The sequence below is a fragment of the Ruania rhizosphaerae genome, from assembly GCF_009805705.1.
GTDB lineage: Bacteria > Actinomycetota > Actinomycetes > Actinomycetales > Beutenbergiaceae > Ruania > Ruania rhizosphaerae.
In genome coordinates this window covers 561,241-576,520 of sequence record NZ_VSMB01000001.1, presented here as the reverse complement: position 1 = coordinate 576,520, position 15,280 = coordinate 561,241, and the positions used below count along the sequence as shown (strand labels likewise).

Here is a 15,280-nt window from a genome sequence, read left to right as displayed (position 1 = left end):
GTATGAGCAGGACCATCGAGACCGTCACCGTGGTCGGCGCCGGCTACATGGGCGGCGGCATCGCGCAGATCTTCGCCAACGCCGGGATCAGCACCACCATCGTCGACACCACCCCCGAGGCCACCCAGGCCGGCCTAGATCGCCTCCTTCGTGAGGCCGCCGAGTTCGAGGCCGACGGCCTCTACGAGCCGGGCAGCACCGACCGAATCCGCGCCAACCTCACCGCCGCCGACTCCCTCGAGGAAGCCGTGGCGGACGTCGACCTCATCGAGGAAGCCGTCTTCGAGCGTGCCGACGTCAAGCACGACGTGCTCGCCCGCATCAGCGCCGCCGCCCGCCCCGACGCGATCATCGGCACCAACACCTCCACCATCCCCGTGCACGTGCTCGTCCCTGCCGTGCAGGGCCCCGAGCGCTTCCTCACCGTGCACTTCTCCAACCCCGCCCCCTTCATCCCGGGCGTCGAGCTGGTCGCCGGAGAGGCCACGACGGCGGAGGTCGTCGAGGCCATCAAGGCTCTCCTCGTGCGCATCGGCCGTCAGGGCGCCCAGGTGGCCGACACGCCCGGAATGGTGCTGAACCGCCTGCAGTACGCCCTGCTCAAGGAGGCGACCGCCGTCGTCGAGGAGGGTGTGGCCACCGTCGAGGACGTCGACACGATCGTGCGTACGACGTTCGGCTTCCGGCTGGGCTTCTTCGGCCCGTTCGCCATCGCCGACCAGGCCGGCCTGGACGTGTACGCCAGTGGCTACGGCACCCTGGGCGAGGCGTACGGCGAAAGGCTCGGGACGCCGTCGTTGATCTCCGACGCCGTGGCGGCCGGACGGCACGGCGCGAAGAACGGCAAGGGCCTGACCGGCGACTTCGACGACGACACACGGGCCGAGCTCATCGCCTACCGCAACCGCGCGTACAAACGCATGGCTGACCTCCTCAGCGAGCTCGGCCCGGCACCGAAGGGCACGCCTCCGGCGTAGTCAGGGTTCGCGCACGCGCTGGCAGAACGGCCGGCCGGGCCTGGTCAGGCGGCGGGATCAGCTGCTCGAGTCGTCCTCGAGCAGGCGCGGGCCCGGCCCGTGCCCGCCCAACGCGTCCCCCGGGTTGGCGAGCGCGCACTGCCGCAGTGAGAGGCAGCCACAACCGATGCAGCTGGTGAAGTCGTCGCGAAGCTGTTCGAGCCGGCGGATCCGCTCCTCGAGTTCGTCGCGCCACGCCGCGGAGAGGCGCTGCCAGTCCCGTCGGCTGGGAGTGCGCTCGTCGGGGAGGCGGGACAGCTCATCGCGCACGCGCGCCAGCGGGATGCCTACGCGCTGAGCCACCCGCACGAAGGCGAGCCGGCGGAGCACGTCGCGGCGGTACCGGCGCTGATTCCCGGCCGTCCGGGTGCTGCTGATCAGGCCCTCGCGCTCGTAGAAGTGCAGCGCCGACACGGCCACCCCGGCACGGGCGGCGACCTCGCCGGGTGTCAGCGTCGCGCGCGGGTTGACCTCAACCATGGTTGAGATTCTAGCGTCGTCCTCGTCCTGGCAGGGCGCTCGGACAGATGGGAGACGCGCATGGCTGACAAGACGAGCATCAACCCCTTCAACTGGCACTTCGCCGACGATCAGGGCGTGCTGGTCACCGCACCCACGTCGTGGCTGTTCGTGTCCGGTCAGACGGCGATGTCCGACGACGGCGAACCGCAGCACCCGGGCGACCTGCGCGCGCAGGTTGAACTCGCCCTCGCCAACGTCCACCGGGTGCTCGAAGCCGCCGGTATGACGTTGAGCGACGTGGTCCAGCTGAACACGCATGTCACGGACGTCGCAGCGTTCCAGGCCGGCGCGGGCGAGGTGCTCGACCGCGCCTTCGCCGCAGCATCGGTGAGCCCTCCTGGGGTTCTCTCGCAAGTCAGTGCTCTCGGCCATCCGGACCTGCTCGTCGAGATCGATGCCATCGCCGTCCGCTGAGTGTCAGCCGCCGTGAGGGCTCGCTGCGCGGTGGTAAAACGGCGAGCAGAAGGTGGTGAAACGGCGGGCACGGGGTGGCAGAACGGCGAGCACTGCCTGGTGAAACGGCGAGACCGAGTGTAGATTTGGGTGGTGACCGAGCCGCAGATCCGCGCGAGATCGCTGTTCCCGCGTGTTCTCGAAGCCCTGGACGACACGCGGATCGTGGTGATCCAGGGTGCCCGGCAGGTGGGGAAGTCGACCCTCGCTCACCAGGTACTGGCCGAGCGCCCGGGAAGGATCGTCACGCTGGACGACACTGAGGCACGCGTCTTCGCGGGCGAGGACCCGGTGGGCTTCCTGCAGCAGAATCCCGACGGCCTACTCGTGGTGGACGAGATCCAGCGAGTACCTGAGCTGGTCATTGCGCTCAAAGCGGCCGTGGACCGTGACCAGCGGCCCGGCCGCTACCTCGTCACCGGATCGGCGAACCTTCTCGATCTCGCTTCTACCCACGAATCGCTCGCAGGCCGAGCAGAGAGCGTGGTCCTGCACTCCTTCAGTCAGAGCGAGCTGGCCGGTCAGGCCGCCTCTTTTCCCGATCACGCCTTCCGCGGCCACACGTTCGGCGACCACTCAAGCACCCTCACTCGCGAGGACTACCTCGCCCGCGCCTGCGCAGGGGGCTACCCCGAGGCGATGAGGCGTTCCCCCCGGCGGCGGGAGGACTGGTACGACACGTACCTCAGCCGAATCGTCAACCGGGACGCGGTCGACATCTCGGGCCTCCAGCGGCTGGCCGACCTCCCCCGGCTGCTACGCCTCATCGCAGCACGCAGCGGCAGCACCATGGTGTGGAACTCCCTCGCGAACGACTCACAGATCCCGCGACGCACGCTGGACCCCTACGTCGGGCTGCTGGAGACGCTCTATCTGGTGCATACGCTGCCTGCCTGGTCGGTCAACCTCACCGCACGGGAGGTGAAGCAGCCCAAACTCTTCCTCCTCGACAGTGGTCTCGCCGCGAGCCTGCTCGGACTCTCACCGGAGGCGATGGGCCCTACCCACGTGGCGACCGGAGGTCTGATGGAGGGGTTTGTGATCGGCGAGATCCGACGGCAACTGGGCTGGAGCCACCAGCGAGCCACGATGCACCACTACCGCAACTCCCGCGGCAGTGAGGTGGACCTCGTGCTCGAAGCGCCGGACGGACGCGTCGTGGCGATCGAGGTGAAGGCCGCCGCGACCGTGCAGAAGAAGGATCTCACCGGCCTGACAGTCCTGCGCGAGGGACTCGGTGATCGCTTCGTCGGCGGGTATGTCCTGTATACCGGTGACCGCTCACGGCCCATGGGTGACCGGCTCACCGCCGTCCCGATCGACGCGCTCTGGTCGGTGTGAGGACGCCATCACGAGCCGCCGCCCACACGGCGCCCCCCACACCCATAGGCTGCCACCAGGAGGTGCGGATGCGGATCGGGGAACTGGCCGAACTCGCGGGCGTCACGTCACGCACGGTGCGGCACTATCACCAGATCGGGCTGCTGCCGGAGCCGGAGCGGCGGATCAACGGCTATCGCGAGTACTCCGTGCTGGACGTGACGAGGATGCTGCGCATCCGCCATCTCGTAGGCCTCGGGCTCGGTCTGGACCGCATCCGCGGGCTCCTCGACCTGCCCGACAGCGGAATCGAAGACGAGCTCGCCGGCCTGGAGGAGGCGCTGCGCGATCAGATCAACACGCTCACCCGCCAGCTCGAGATCGTCCGCGCGGCCCGGACCTCGCCGCTACCGGAAGCGCCAGCGAACTATGGGCAGTTGGATGAGCTGGCGCGCAGCATGCTCACCAACGCGGCAGCGAGGCGACTCGAAGCCGATCTCACCCTGTTGATGAGCGCCGGTGATCCGGACACCCACGCGCAGGTGAGGGCCTATGCCGAGGCCATGGTCGCCGATCCCCACCAGCGCCGCCGGCTCGCGGCGGCGATGAGCGAATTGCTCGCGGTCACCGACTCCACACCTGAGGCGGAGCGAGATCGGATCGCGGAGGAGCTGCGGGCCATACTCGCAACGGCACCGATGCCTGAGCTGCAGAACACCCGGGTCAACACCCTCGTCGAGCAATACCGGGCGCAAGCGTTCACCGAGCCGCAGCTCGACGTCCTCGCACGCCTCGACCGTCAACCTTGACCACGGCTGTTGACCTTGTCGTAACGTCATAGTTTCAGATAAGGGGCATGCGCTACTCCCTCACCTACTTCGCCTCTTACGTCTTCTCCTTGCTCGGGAACTCGATCGCAGCGATCGCCATCCCGCTCGTGGTGCTGCAGAGCACCGGCAGCGTGCTGGGTGCGGGCACCGTGGCCGCGGCCACAGCGATCCCGGCCTTCCTGGCAGGGATCTTCATGGGCGTGGTGATCGACCGGATCAACCGGCGCACCTCCTCCGTGGTCACCGACATGCTCTCGGCAGCCGCCGTGGCCGCCCTGCCGTTCATCGACCTGTTCACCGATCTCACCGTCGGCATCTTCGTCCTCTTCGGCGTGATCGGCTCACTCGGCGACATTCCCGGCCAGACCGCCCGCGAGGCGCTGCTGCCGGCGATCGTGGCCGAAAGCGGGCTCTCGAAAGAACGGCTGCTCGGGATCCGGGAGTCGATCGGCGCCGCGGTGCTCGTGGTGGGCCCGGCCATCGCAGGCACGCTGGTGGCGCTGCTCGAGGGGTCGAGCGTGCTGTGGGTGACGGCAGGCACGTCCTTGGTCGCCGCGCTCATCACCTTCACCATCCCGAGGCGCCTCGGCGCCATCACCGCCGCCACCGACTCATCCGCACCACGCGGTGCCGTCCATCAGTTCCGCGAAGGGTTGTCGACGCTGGTGCGCAGCCGGATCCTGATCCTGCTCACGGCCATCAGCGTGGTCAGCGGCGTGGTGCTGGCGAGTTTTCAGGGTCTGGTTCTTCCCGTGCACTTCACGGCGGTGAATGAGACGGCGCTGCTCGGGTTCGTGCTCAGCGCACTCGCGGTTGGGCTCCTGATCGGCAGTGGCATTTACGCCGTCCTCGCCAAGCCGGGCGGTGCTCGTGCTGCGTGGCTGCGGACCGGGATGATCGGCGCGACGCTCGGGTTCATCGTCATCGCGACGCTGCACTCCACACCGCTGATCCTGGTCGGCGCATTCGTGGTGGGGCTGGCCAGCGGACTGTTCGGTGGACTGGTGGGCGTGCTCTCGCTCGAACACATCCCGGACGCTATGCGTGGGCGTGTCATGGGCACGCAGAACGCGCTGCTCAGCCTCGCACCAGGGATCGGCATCATGGGGGCCGCTGCCCTGACCGAGGCGTGGAGCCTGCAGGGTGCGGCCGCAGTGATCGCCGCGCTCTGGGCGGTCCTGACCGTGGTGGCGCTCTTCACCGCGCGACCGCGCGATCTCCGACCGGTGGTTGCGCAGTCGCCCGACGAGCAACCGAGTCAGCCCGGTGAGAGTCAGCAGGTGGCGCGGTAGGCCACCGTGACGTAGGGGAAGTCGATGGTGGCATCGGCGGCGGTCAGGCCCAACTCGTCGATGAGCGTGGTCAGGCCGTCGTCGATGCGTCGTCGATCGTCGTCACTGGCGGTGATGTAGTAGCTGCGCGAGGCGACCATCGCCTCGATCGTGGCGCGGTCCATGGTGCGGGTCCACTCGATCCGGTGCTGTTCCGCCTCACCGAACGGGGCTGCGATCTGCGGCCCGGTACCGGAGATGAGTTGCTCGGCGGCGCTGAGGTGGATGATGCGACTCATCCGGGCCACCCATTCGGTGCGTTCGTCGCGGATGTTCCAGATCAGGCCGAGCACGCCACCCGGCCGCAGCACGCGCGCGATCTCCGCCGATGCTGTGGCCGGGTCCACCCAGTGCCAGGCCTGCCCGAGCACCACGGCGTCCTGGCTCGCCTCTGCCAGCGGCAGGTTCTCCGCCGTCCCGACGGCGGTGCTCACCTCGGGCAGGTTGCTCGCCAGGGTGGTGAGCATTGCCTCGTCCGGATCGATGGCGGTGACGTTGCGGCCCTCGCCCACCAACGCCGCGGTGAGCTTGCCTGTGCCCGCACCCACGTCGACGATGTCGCTCACCTCGCGCTGGGCACCGGCGAGCATCCGGTCGACGGCGGCCGCTGGATAGGAGGGACGACCCGCCTCGTAGGCAGTAGTCGCCGCGCCGAAGGATGTTCCCATCGCACTGTTGGTCATTGCGCCCCCTTGGTGGACTGATCAGGGAACGAGGATGGCCTTCCCTGGAATGGAACGAGCTTCGATCGCACGGTGCACCTCGGCCGCATCCGAGAGCGCGAACTCCCGGGCAATCACCGGACGAACACTCCCGGCCGCCGCCTGGGCGAGCGCCTCGGTTGCCAACCGCCGCGCCTGCGACGTCTCGAACTGTACGTCTTCGATCCCTCGCACCAGGATTCCTCGCGCGCTCACATCCGCCTCATCGAGCTCGGCGAACCCACCACTCGCTGCCCCGTGGGCAGAGACGCGGCCACCATGAGCAACCAGTGCGAACGCCTCAGTACCGAGCGCGCCGCCGACACCGTCAAGCAGTACGTCAACCGGCAGACCCCCGAGTGCCTCCTGCACGCTCTGCGTCCACCCAGCTTCGGAGTAGTCGATCACGGCGTCCGCGCCCAGTCGCTTGACCAGGTCCAGTTTCTGCGCGCCCCGGGCAGCTCCGACCACCTGCGCACCCGCCGCATGCGCGAGCTGGACGAGCAGCGTTCCCATCCCGCCCGCAGCACCGAGGATGAGCACTCGCTCACTCGGCTTGATGGCCATGGCCTCCAGGATTCCCATGCCGGTGACGCCGTCGTGCGCCAGAGCGGCTGCCTCCCGCAGACCGAGGCCATCCGGGACAGGCACCAACTGGTCGATGCTGGTGCGGACGAGTTCGGCGTACGCACCCTGGGTGCCCAGCCGCGCCAGCACCCGCCGGCCGCGCCAGGACGGATCGACGCCCGGACCGACGGCGACCACAGTCCCCGCGGCCGCACCGCCTGGCACATACGGCAGCTCAACGCCGAACATCTCGCCCCAGCCACCGCGAATCTGCGTCTCGAGGTAGATGGTGTCGATCGCCTCGGCTCGCAGCACGACCTCACCAGCGGCGGCCACCGGGTCGGGCAACTCCACCGGCACCAGAACCTCCGGCCCGCCGTACTCGGACACTCGCACTGCTCGCATGCGCTCCACCTCTCAACTGATCGCGACGGGCAGCAGCAGCCACCCGTTCGATGATCAGTCTGAAACCTCACCTTTGGTTGAGGTCAAGCGCGAGTTGAAGGAGTTCGTTACGCCGCCACCACCCGGGGCGTGCTGGAGCGGACCGGACGTGCAGCGGCCGAGACCGACCACCACACGGGGTGCGCTTCAGCGCGGACTCAAGTCCGCACGCTCATCAACGACCGGTACGTCCGTCGATCTGCTCACGCAGGATATCTGCGTGACCGGCATGGCGGCCGGTCTCTTCGACCATGTGCGTCAACGCCCACCGCAGGGACGGACAGGCATCTTTCGCCTCGGGCCGCCAATCCGATCCGGCCAGGTCCTCACAGGCGTCGATGACGGCGTTCGACTGGTCGACGGCGTCGTAATAAGCGGAGACGACGTCCTCGACGCTGGAGGATCGGGGTGCACGGAAGGTCGCGGGCCAGCTGCGCACCTGCACTCCGAGGAACAGTGCGCGTTCCACATGCGTCAGGTGGTGGATCAGGCCGAGCAGGTTGGTGCCCGATGGCACCCCAGGTTCCCTGACCTCCGGCTCGGGTACGCCGTCGACCTTGGCGGCGACGCTCCCGCGCAGGTAGTCCAGGAACCCGACAAGCACCTCCTTCTCACTCGGACCGGTCCGCGGAGGCGGATGATCTCGACGGCCTGCCCGGTTCATGGGGGTCATACCCGCCACCCTGGCACGACCACCCACCTGCACCAGGAGATCTTGCCGTTCTGGCAACGCTCTGCCGACTGCCTCGTGGGGCCTATGTACTCCTGAGCCACTCTGGTCAAGCCCGGCCTGGGCACGGTGGCCAACGCAATCGTCGTTGGTATCTCCGCCGATGTGACGCTCGCCCTTCTTGATCGGCCCGATGTCCTGGCAGCGCGGGTGGGGCTGATGCTCGGAGGCATCCTGCTATGCGCCCTGGCTACAGCCCTGTACGTCGGCGCCCAGCTCGGGCGTGGGCCACGGGACGGGCTGATGACCGGCCTGCCCCGGCGGACCGGGCTCTCGATACGACTGGTCCGCACCGCACTGGAACTCACGGTCGTCCTCGTCGGAGTTCTCCTCGGTGGGCGCCTCGGTGTGGGCACCGTGCTGTTCGCCCTCACCATCGGACCACTCACCCAGGCGCTGCTGACCCGGGGTGGGCTCGTGCCGGGTGCGTGAGGACCTGGGTACGCGGGACCAGGTGCACGATGCGCGAGCTCCGAGAGCCATCTCCTACGAGCCGATGTAGCCGGCTCAGTGCATGTACAACCCGCCGTCCACATTCAACGTCTGCCCTGTGATGTACCCGGACTCCTCCCCCACCAGGAAGGCCACGGAAGCCGCGATGTCGTCCACGGTGCCCACCCGGTTCACCACGAGGTCACCCACGAGCTCGGCCTTGCGTTCCTCGGAGAGGGTGCCGCCCATGATGTCGGTGTCGATGGGCCCCGGAGCGATCGCATTCGCGGTGATCCCATATGGCCCGAGTTCACGCGCCAGCGACCGGGTCAGCCCGATCACGCCGGCCTTGGCCACCGAGTACGGGGTCTTGGAGTAGGTGCCGCCACCGCGTTGGGCCGAGACCGACGAAATGGACACGATCCGCCCACCCCCGGCCGCCACCATGGCAGGGGCGACGGCCGCCGTCAGATAGTGCACCCCGAACAGGTTCGTGCGCAGCACCCGCTCCCACTCGCCGTCCTCCAACTCCAGGTAGGGCACCGGGGAGCTGACGCCCGCGATGTTCGCGAGCGCCAGCACCGGCGGCAGTGCGTCCGTCACCTCGGCCACAGCGGCGCGCACGGCGTCGCGGTCGGACACATCCACCCCGGCTCCTGCGGCCCGGCCACCGGCCGCGACGATCTCCTCGGCCAGGCCCCGGACGGCGGCGCCGTCGATGTCGAGCAGGCCGAGCGCCCAGCCATCCCTGGCCAGCCGGTGCGCCACCGCCCGCCCGATGCCCCGGGGCGAGCCTGCCCCGGTGACGATCGCCGTGCGTTCACTAGGGAACGTGTCCATGCTTGTCGTCCTTCTCTCGCTCGAAGCGTCAGTAGGTGTAGTCGGTGCCGCGTTCCCAGTCCGAGAACGCCCAGTCATCGCGTGAGACCTCGAAGCCCTCAGCGGCCGCGGACTCGATGGCGGAGTCGAGGTCGGAGTTGAACGCGTCACTGAGCTTGACCAGCTCGCCCTGCAGGTCGCTGATGTCACCGCCCAGGTAGCCCTGGATGATGTCGCCCAGGTGCGGTGCGATCGGCGTGGTCCGCGCCAGCGCCTCCGTGGCGGCGACGTTGCGGACCTCGGGCTCCGGAGCGCGGAACACCCGCTCCTTGAAGTCCTCGATCAGCCAGGCATACGGGTCGATCACGTCCGCCTCGGCCACTACGTCCAGGTTCAACGGCGGCTGGTCCATCGCCTCGGCCAATGCCCGCTGGTAGTCATCACGCGTGAAGGTCTCCACCAGCTGACTGGCGGCCTCAGGGTTGGCGCTGGACCCGGCGATGAACCACGTCGGTGCCGGAGCACCACGAGTGATGATCAGCTCCTCACCACCCGGGGTCAGCATCCCGGCCACCGCCATCCTGGGCAGGTGCTCGGCGTTCAGCGAGCGCACGCCACCCGGTGACCACGGACCGTCGATGAAGAACCCGATCTGCCCTGCTGCCCAGCGACCACGAGCATCGGGGATCTGGAAGGAGTTGGTCCCCGGCAGCAGCCAGCCGTTGTCGGAGATCTCCTTCAGCAGCTCGATCGCATTGATGTAGGTGTCGTGCTGGTACTCGTACTCGCCGGTGTCATAGCGCAGACCCTGCCAGCCCGGGAAGCCACCGCCCTGGGCGAGGCCGTCCACCTGGTCGCGGATGCGTCCGGCCGCTCCGAGGGCCAGGGTCATCGGGGCGTACTCGCCGTGATCGGCGATCGCCTGGAGAGCCGCCCGCATCTCGTCGTAGCTGGACGGCGGCTCGAAGCCGACCTCCTCAGCGATCTCGGAGTTGTACCAGGTACACGCCCAGTACTGCCGGTCCGAGAGGGCGGGAAGACCGTAGATCTCCCCGTCCATCATGGTGATTCCTTCAGTGAACGTCCCCTCCGGCAGGCGTGCCATCGCCTCGTCAGAGAGGGTGATCGGGCTGAGCCATCCCGCCTCGACCAACGCCGGCAGCGGCAGACCGAGCACGTTGGAGAAGACGTCCGGCAGCGAATCGGTCTGGTTCGCCACTTGCAGCGCCTCGGTGGTCTGGCTGGGTTCGTTGTAGGAGTATTCGATCGGGACGCCGATCCGGTCGCCCTCAGTGGTCGCCCATTCGTTGTGCAGGTCCTGCAGGCCACCGAAGTGGTCCCACCAGCTCAGGCCTTCGCCGTTACCGCCCCCGCCTCCGCCGCCGTCACCACCTCCGGCAGGATCGGGCGGCGGGCTCTCCCCGCTACACGCGGCGAGCAGACCGGCCATTCCGGTGAGTCCGGCACCGCCCATCAGTTGACGGCGGCTGAGTGCGTTGCGAGTCATGTGAATCTCCTCATCGAGATCGGAAGGGGTCGAGCTGGATGGAACTGGGTCGAAGACTGTGCAGCGGAGGGAACGTCTCGGGTCAGGACTTCACCGCCCCGGCGATGCCTTCGACGAAGTAGCGCTGCATGAACACGAACAGCGCCACGATGGGCAGCAGCGAGATCACACCCGCTGCGGCCATTCCCGGCCAGTCGGTGGAGTTCTCGCCCACGAACGCCTGCATGCCAACACTCACGGTGCGCAGCGCCGGGTTGGAGAAGGAAAACACCAACGGCAGGAAGAAGGCGTTCCAGGTGAACAGGAACGTCAGGATGCCGACGGTCGCCGTCACCGGCATCGACAACGGCAGCATGATCTGCGTGAAGGTACGCACGAATCCGGCCCCGTCGACGATCGAAGCCTCCTCGAGTTCGGCAGGCATCCCGCGGAAATACCCGGCGTAGATGAGGATCGAAGCCACGTTCGCCGCCCCGGCGAGCGCCAGGATCATCCCGGCGAGGGTGTCGAGCAGGCCGAGCTCCATCGAGAGCTTGACCACCGGGATGATCGTGTAGCCGGTCGGCACGAACAGCGTCGCCACCAGGATCGCGATCACCAGCCGGGAGCCCGGGAACCGGTACCGCCCGAGCACATAGCCCGCCAGGGCGCACCGCACCACCACGATCGCCGTGGTCGCCACGGTCACGATCACCGTGTTCAGGAGGTAGACGTTGAACTGCCCGTCGAACCAGGCGCGCGAGTAGTTCTCCCACTGCAACGTCTCCGGGATCAGCCCCAGTCCGCCGCCGAAGATCTCCCCGGAGGTCTTCAGCGAGGCCGAGACCATCCAGATGAAGGGGAAGACCCAGACGAAGGCCAAGGCCAGCAGCAGGGCGGTCAGCACCCACCACCAGAACCGCCGGCCCAGCCGACGCGTGGTCCGGGGTGTCGTTTCCGTCATCGTCACACTCATGAGCGAGCTCGCATCCGTCGGGAGACCACCGTCGCCCACACCTGCAGGATGACCACCAGGAGCACGATCACCCCGAACAGCACGGCGGCCGCGGAGGCGAACCCGAGCTGCGGAATCGAAGCCGCGAAGGCCCACCGGTAGATGTAGATCTCGATGATCTCGGTGCTGAAGAACGGCCCACCTGCTGTCATCGTCTGCATCAGGTCGAAGGCGTGGAAGCAGTCCTCGATCGTGAGTACCGAGATGATCAGCAGGAATGGGATCAGCATCGGCAGGGTGATGTACCGGAAGAGCCGCATCGGACCGGCCCCATCGATGCGGGCGGCCTCGTACAGGTCCGCCGGGATGGTCTGCAGCGCCGCCAGCCAGTAGATCAGCGTGATCCCGAAGAACTTCCACACGTAGATCACCCCGGCGGTGATCAACGCGGTCTCGGAGGAACCGAGCAGGTCGATCGGCCCGAGCCCGAAGATGGTCGCAAGCGCGGCCGTGGGCCCACTGGCCGGGTCGAAGATGAACCGCATCACCACACCGACGATGGCCGTGGTGGTCACCACCGGCAGGAAGTAGGCGGTGCGGAAGAACGACCGCAGCGGCAGCTTCGGCGAGTTCAGCAGGATCGCTAGGAAGAACGCCCCGAACACCCGCAGCGGCGCCACGATCAGCATGAACAGCAGCGTGACCCGCACCGAGGACCAGAACAGCGGGTCGGCGAAGACCGCCTCGTAGTTGTCCAGGCCGACGAAGGTCTGCTGGCTGGAGAAGCCGTTCCACTCCACCAGCGAGTACCAGTAGCTCGCCACCATCGGGTAGAGGGTGTACAGGCCGTAGAGCACGAAGGTGGGCAGCAGGAACGCGTAGATCCACAGGTTGCGGCGTCGTTCACGGGATCGTTGCCCCGGGCGTTTCGCTGCCGTGGCAGCCGCCGAGCCGGACCGGGTGGCCGTCTCGGCGATCAGAGTGGGACTCGCCATCGAGTTCTCCGAACGTGTCGGTGGGTCAGCGGATCTGGGACTTGGCGAAGGTGTAGGGGTCGTTGCCGATGCGCTGGCCGGCGTCGAGCCCGTCGATGACCGCCAGGTCCTCGTCGGTCAACGCCACCTGATCCAGGTCGGCATTGGTGCGCATCCGTTCCGGATTGACCGTCTTGGGGATCACGAGGTGTCCGCGGTCCAGGTGCCAGCGCAGGATCACCTGGGCGGCAGTGACGCCCAGCCGCTGCGCCAGTGCCGTCACCTCCGGGTGGTCCAGATCGCCCGCCTGTCCGAGAGGGGAGTAGGCCTCCACCGCAATCCCGCGGGAACGGCAGAAGTCGGCCAGTTCCCGTTGCTGATAGGTCGGGTGCAGTTCGATCTGGTTGACGGCGGGGGTCACCTCGGAGAGGTCAGCGAGCTCCGTGAGGTGCTCGGGCATGAAGTTCGAGACCCCGACGGCGGACACCTCACCCTGATCTGCCAGGTGCACCAGCGCGCGCCAGCTGTCCTGCCACAGGCCGGCAGCCGGATTCGGCCAGTGGATGAGGTACAGGTCCAGCCGATCCAGCCCGAGCCGGGTGCAGGTGTCCGCATACGCCCGTAGCGCCGAGTCATACCCCTGATCGCCGTTGCGCAACTTGGAGGTGACGAACACCTCCTCCCGGGGGATGCCGGTGGCCTGGATCGCCGCACCCACGCCCTCCTCGTTCACATACGCCGCGGCGGTGTCGATGTGCCGGTAGCCGATCTCCAGTGCCTGCTCCACCACCTGCTGGGTGCCCCCGGACTCCACCTGGAACACGCCGAGGCCGAACTGCGGGATCGAGGTGCCACCGGCGAGCGGCACCCGGCGAGCGAAGACCTGCTCACTCACTGGTGCCTCCCGCAGGTTCGAGAACGAGCAACGACACCGACGGCAGCGGCAAGGCGACCGTCGTGCGGAAGGCGCCCTCCGCCGTCGTGATCTGCGTGGGAGAGGTGAGTTCCTCCAGGCCCTGACGAGCCTTGATGGCTGCGAGCTGCTCCTCGGTAGGAACCTGCGGGCTGCCCTGCTCGGCCCAGCGAGTGTGGGAGTTGGAGCGCTGCGCGTCGATCCGGAAGTGGCGCAGCGTGTAGGAACCCTCCAGGCCGGTGACGGCGAGGCTTACCTCGGTCTCGGCGTCGTCGGTGCGGTACTGGTCGTCGGTGTGGCGCCACACCAGGATCGCCACGGTGCCGTCCTCGCCGCGGGAGGCCAGCACGTCCACCTCCTCGGGCATGCTCGCCCCGGTCGCGTGGTCGATCTGGGCCACGTCGACGGCGGCGCTCGAGGACGCGGCCAGGCGCCGCTGACCGAGGTGGCTGAGCATCCGGTAGGCGTTCAGGAGCGGCTTCTCCACACCGCCGGCCGTGAGGAAGGCCCGGGTTCCCTCGAAGTAGCGCTCGCCCTCGAAGTAGAAGCTCCACGAGGTGGCTTGCTCCACCTGGACCGGTTCAAGGGCGTTCAGGTCGAGCAGCTTCTTCATCAGCTTCACCTGGAAGACCGGGAAGTACTCGGTGTTCTGGAAGGCGAAGTTGCCGTTGTCATAGGCGGAGAAGTGCGCGGGCACGCCGGCATCGCACTCGTCCACGATCGCGGGCAGGTCGTGATACTCGGGGAACTCCGCGATCACCTGCAGCAGGCGCTGGACCTCGAAGATCATCTTGTTCGCCGAGGGGTTCTGCTGCTCGGAGGCAGGGGCGCCGGTCGGGCCGTAGGCGCGCCACGGGGTGAACGCCGAACCCTTTGTATGGAAGGAGACGAAGTCCAGCGGGTCACCCTGATCCCGGGTGTGCTGGAGGAAGCCACGCATGAACTCCACGCCGGCGCCGGTGACGGTGGGCCCACCCACCTTGGCCTCGGGCAGCACCGACCGGACTGCGCGGGCCGTGACGGAGTACAGGTCGTAGAACTCCTGCGGGGTGCCGCGCCAGTAGAAGATGTCCGGTTCGTTCCACAGCTCCCACAGCCAGGTGCTGACTTCCTCGGCGCCATAGCGTTCAAGGCAGTGCCGGGCGTGGGCGGCGATGAGGTCGCCCCAGCGGTCGTAGTCGCGCGGAGGGTAGGACCACTGGCCGGCCTCGTAGGCGCTGTAGACGGTGGGGCTGGGGGTGACGGTGAGCTCCTCGGCCTGCTCGGGCAGGAGATCGCGCGGGGTGAAGGCCAGTTCGACGAGCACGTGGTGCCCGGCCTCGACGATCGCGTCGTAGGCCTGGTCGACGATGGTGAAGTCGTAGGTGACGGTTCCGTCGGGGGCCTCGTGGTAGACGTTGCCATTGCCCCAGTGCGGGATGCCGAAACCGCTACCGGAGCAGAAGACGTAGTGCGGGCGCACGTGGAAGCCGCGCTCGGTCATCTCCCCGAACGTGTTCAGCAGCGTACGGCCGGTCGGGGTGTAGGTCCAGTTGATCTCGTCGTAGCCGATGCTCTCCCACATCCGGGTGAGCGGGCCCGCGTCCGAGGCGGCGTCCACCTCCACCTCGGCGGAGCGGACGTGGGGGGCCGTCGGGTCGCTCGGCGCGGCCTTCGGGTAGGGCGAGACGTCGTTGCCGATCCCGGGGTTGTGGTCCGGGCGGGGTCCGGTGGCCTCGGGGGGAGCAGTCTCGTCGGTTCGGGTGCTCACGTGGCGGGTGCCTCTCCTGCGTCGGCGGCGTGCCCTC

16 protein-coding genes are annotated in these 15,280 nt (G+C 68.0%); 6 read left to right on the top strand and 10 right to left on the bottom strand.

All coding sequences use genetic code 11. The features are described from left to right. The first annotated feature begins 2 nt into the window (after positions 1-2). Positions 3-977: a 3-hydroxyacyl-CoA dehydrogenase family protein gene (locus FV560_RS02470; protein ID WP_159618886.1), complete on the top strand. Its 975-nt coding sequence runs from the start codon at positions 3-5 to the stop codon at positions 975-977. 57 nt (positions 978-1,034) lie between these two features. On the opposite strand, the gene soxR is transcribed toward FV560_RS02470, so the two are convergent. Beyond that, positions 1,035-1,496: a redox-sensitive transcriptional activator SoxR gene (gene soxR, locus FV560_RS02465; protein WP_159618884.1), complete on the bottom strand. Its 462-nt coding sequence runs from the start codon at positions 1,494-1,496 to the stop codon at positions 1,035-1,037. A gap of 60 nt (positions 1,497-1,556) precedes the next feature. On the opposite strand from soxR, the gene FV560_RS02460 reads away from it, so the two are divergent. The 4 genes from FV560_RS02460 to FV560_RS02445 all read left to right on the top strand — a co-directional run bounded on the left by FV560_RS02460 (position 1,557) and on the right by FV560_RS02445 (position 5,433). Continuing rightward, on the top strand, positions 1,557-1,952 hold the full coding sequence (locus FV560_RS02460; protein WP_159618882.1) for a RidA family protein: 396 nt from the start codon (positions 1,557-1,559) through the stop codon (positions 1,950-1,952). 132 nt (positions 1,953-2,084) lie between these two features. Next, the gene (locus FV560_RS02455; RefSeq protein WP_159618880.1) at positions 2,085-3,332 is read left to right on the top strand and encodes an ATP-binding protein; all 1,248 of its coding nucleotides are present in this window, start codon (positions 2,085-2,087) and stop codon (positions 3,330-3,332) included. A gap of 68 nt (positions 3,333-3,400) precedes the next feature. After that, positions 3,401-4,120, top strand: a complete 720-nt coding sequence (locus FV560_RS02450; protein WP_159618878.1) for a MerR family transcriptional regulator — start codon at positions 3,401-3,403, stop codon at positions 4,118-4,120. A gap of 47 nt (positions 4,121-4,167) precedes the next feature. After that, positions 4,168-5,433 (top strand): MFS transporter, encoded by a 1,266-nt coding sequence (locus FV560_RS02445; protein ID WP_159618876.1) that lies wholly within the window; start codon positions 4,168-4,170, stop codon positions 5,431-5,433. Here the strand turns inward: FV560_RS02445 and FV560_RS02440 are convergent. The 3 genes from FV560_RS02440 to FV560_RS02430 all read right to left on the bottom strand — a co-directional run bounded on the left by FV560_RS02440 (position 5,415) and on the right by FV560_RS02430 (position 7,857). After that, positions 5,415-6,155: a class I SAM-dependent methyltransferase gene (locus FV560_RS02440; RefSeq protein WP_159618874.1), complete on the bottom strand. Its 741-nt coding sequence runs from the start codon at positions 6,153-6,155 to the stop codon at positions 5,415-5,417. The genes FV560_RS02445 and FV560_RS02440 overlap by 19 nt on opposite strands. Positions 6,156-6,176: 21 nt before the next feature. Continuing rightward, on the bottom strand, positions 6,177-7,145 hold the full coding sequence (locus FV560_RS02435) for a zinc-binding dehydrogenase (protein ID WP_159618872.1): 969 nt from the start codon (positions 7,143-7,145) through the stop codon (positions 6,177-6,179). 214 nt (positions 7,146-7,359) lie between these two features. Next, complete coding sequence (locus FV560_RS02430; protein WP_235019874.1) at positions 7,360-7,857, bottom strand: DinB family protein; 498 nt, start codon at positions 7,855-7,857, stop codon at positions 7,360-7,362. 126 nt (positions 7,858-7,983) lie between these two features. Here FV560_RS02430 and FV560_RS02425 point away from each other — a divergent pair, with 126 nt between their 5' ends. Next, on the top strand, positions 7,984-8,346 hold the full coding sequence (locus FV560_RS02425) for a DUF6198 family protein (protein ID WP_200837492.1): 363 nt from the start codon (positions 7,984-7,986) through the stop codon (positions 8,344-8,346). Positions 8,347-8,421: 75 nt separating this feature from the next. Here FV560_RS02425 and FV560_RS02420 read toward each other — a convergent pair whose 3' ends face one another. The 6 genes from FV560_RS02420 to FV560_RS02395 all read right to left on the bottom strand — a co-directional run bounded on the left by FV560_RS02420 (position 8,422) and on the right by FV560_RS02395 (position 15,243). Beyond that, positions 8,422-9,186, bottom strand: a complete 765-nt coding sequence (locus FV560_RS02420) for an SDR family NAD(P)-dependent oxidoreductase (RefSeq protein WP_159618870.1) — start codon at positions 9,184-9,186, stop codon at positions 8,422-8,424. Between the two features lie 28 nt (positions 9,187-9,214). Then, entirely contained in the window at positions 9,215-10,672 is a 1,458-nt protein-coding gene (locus FV560_RS02415; protein ID WP_159618868.1) for an ABC transporter substrate-binding protein, read from the bottom strand. An 82-nt stretch (positions 10,673-10,754) separates the two neighbouring features. Continuing rightward, entirely contained in the window at positions 10,755-11,615 is an 861-nt protein-coding gene (locus tag FV560_RS02410) for a carbohydrate ABC transporter permease (protein ID WP_159618866.1), read from the bottom strand. Positions 11,616-11,623: 8 nt separating this feature from the next. Continuing rightward, positions 11,624-12,601 carry a carbohydrate ABC transporter permease gene (locus tag FV560_RS02405; RefSeq protein ID WP_159618864.1) on the bottom strand — a complete coding sequence of 326 codons (978 nt, stop codon included), beginning with the start codon at positions 12,599-12,601 and terminating at the stop codon, positions 11,624-11,626. Positions 12,602-12,626: 25 nt separating this feature from the next. Continuing rightward, positions 12,627-13,475, bottom strand: a complete 849-nt coding sequence (locus FV560_RS02400; RefSeq protein WP_235019873.1) for an aldo/keto reductase — start codon at positions 13,473-13,475, stop codon at positions 12,627-12,629. Next, entirely contained in the window at positions 13,468-15,243 is a 1,776-nt protein-coding gene (locus FV560_RS02395) for a GH39 family glycosyl hydrolase (protein WP_235019872.1), read from the bottom strand. The genes FV560_RS02400 and FV560_RS02395 overlap by 8 nt, the downstream gene beginning before the upstream one ends. Between the last annotated feature and the right edge of the window lie 37 nt (positions 15,244-15,280).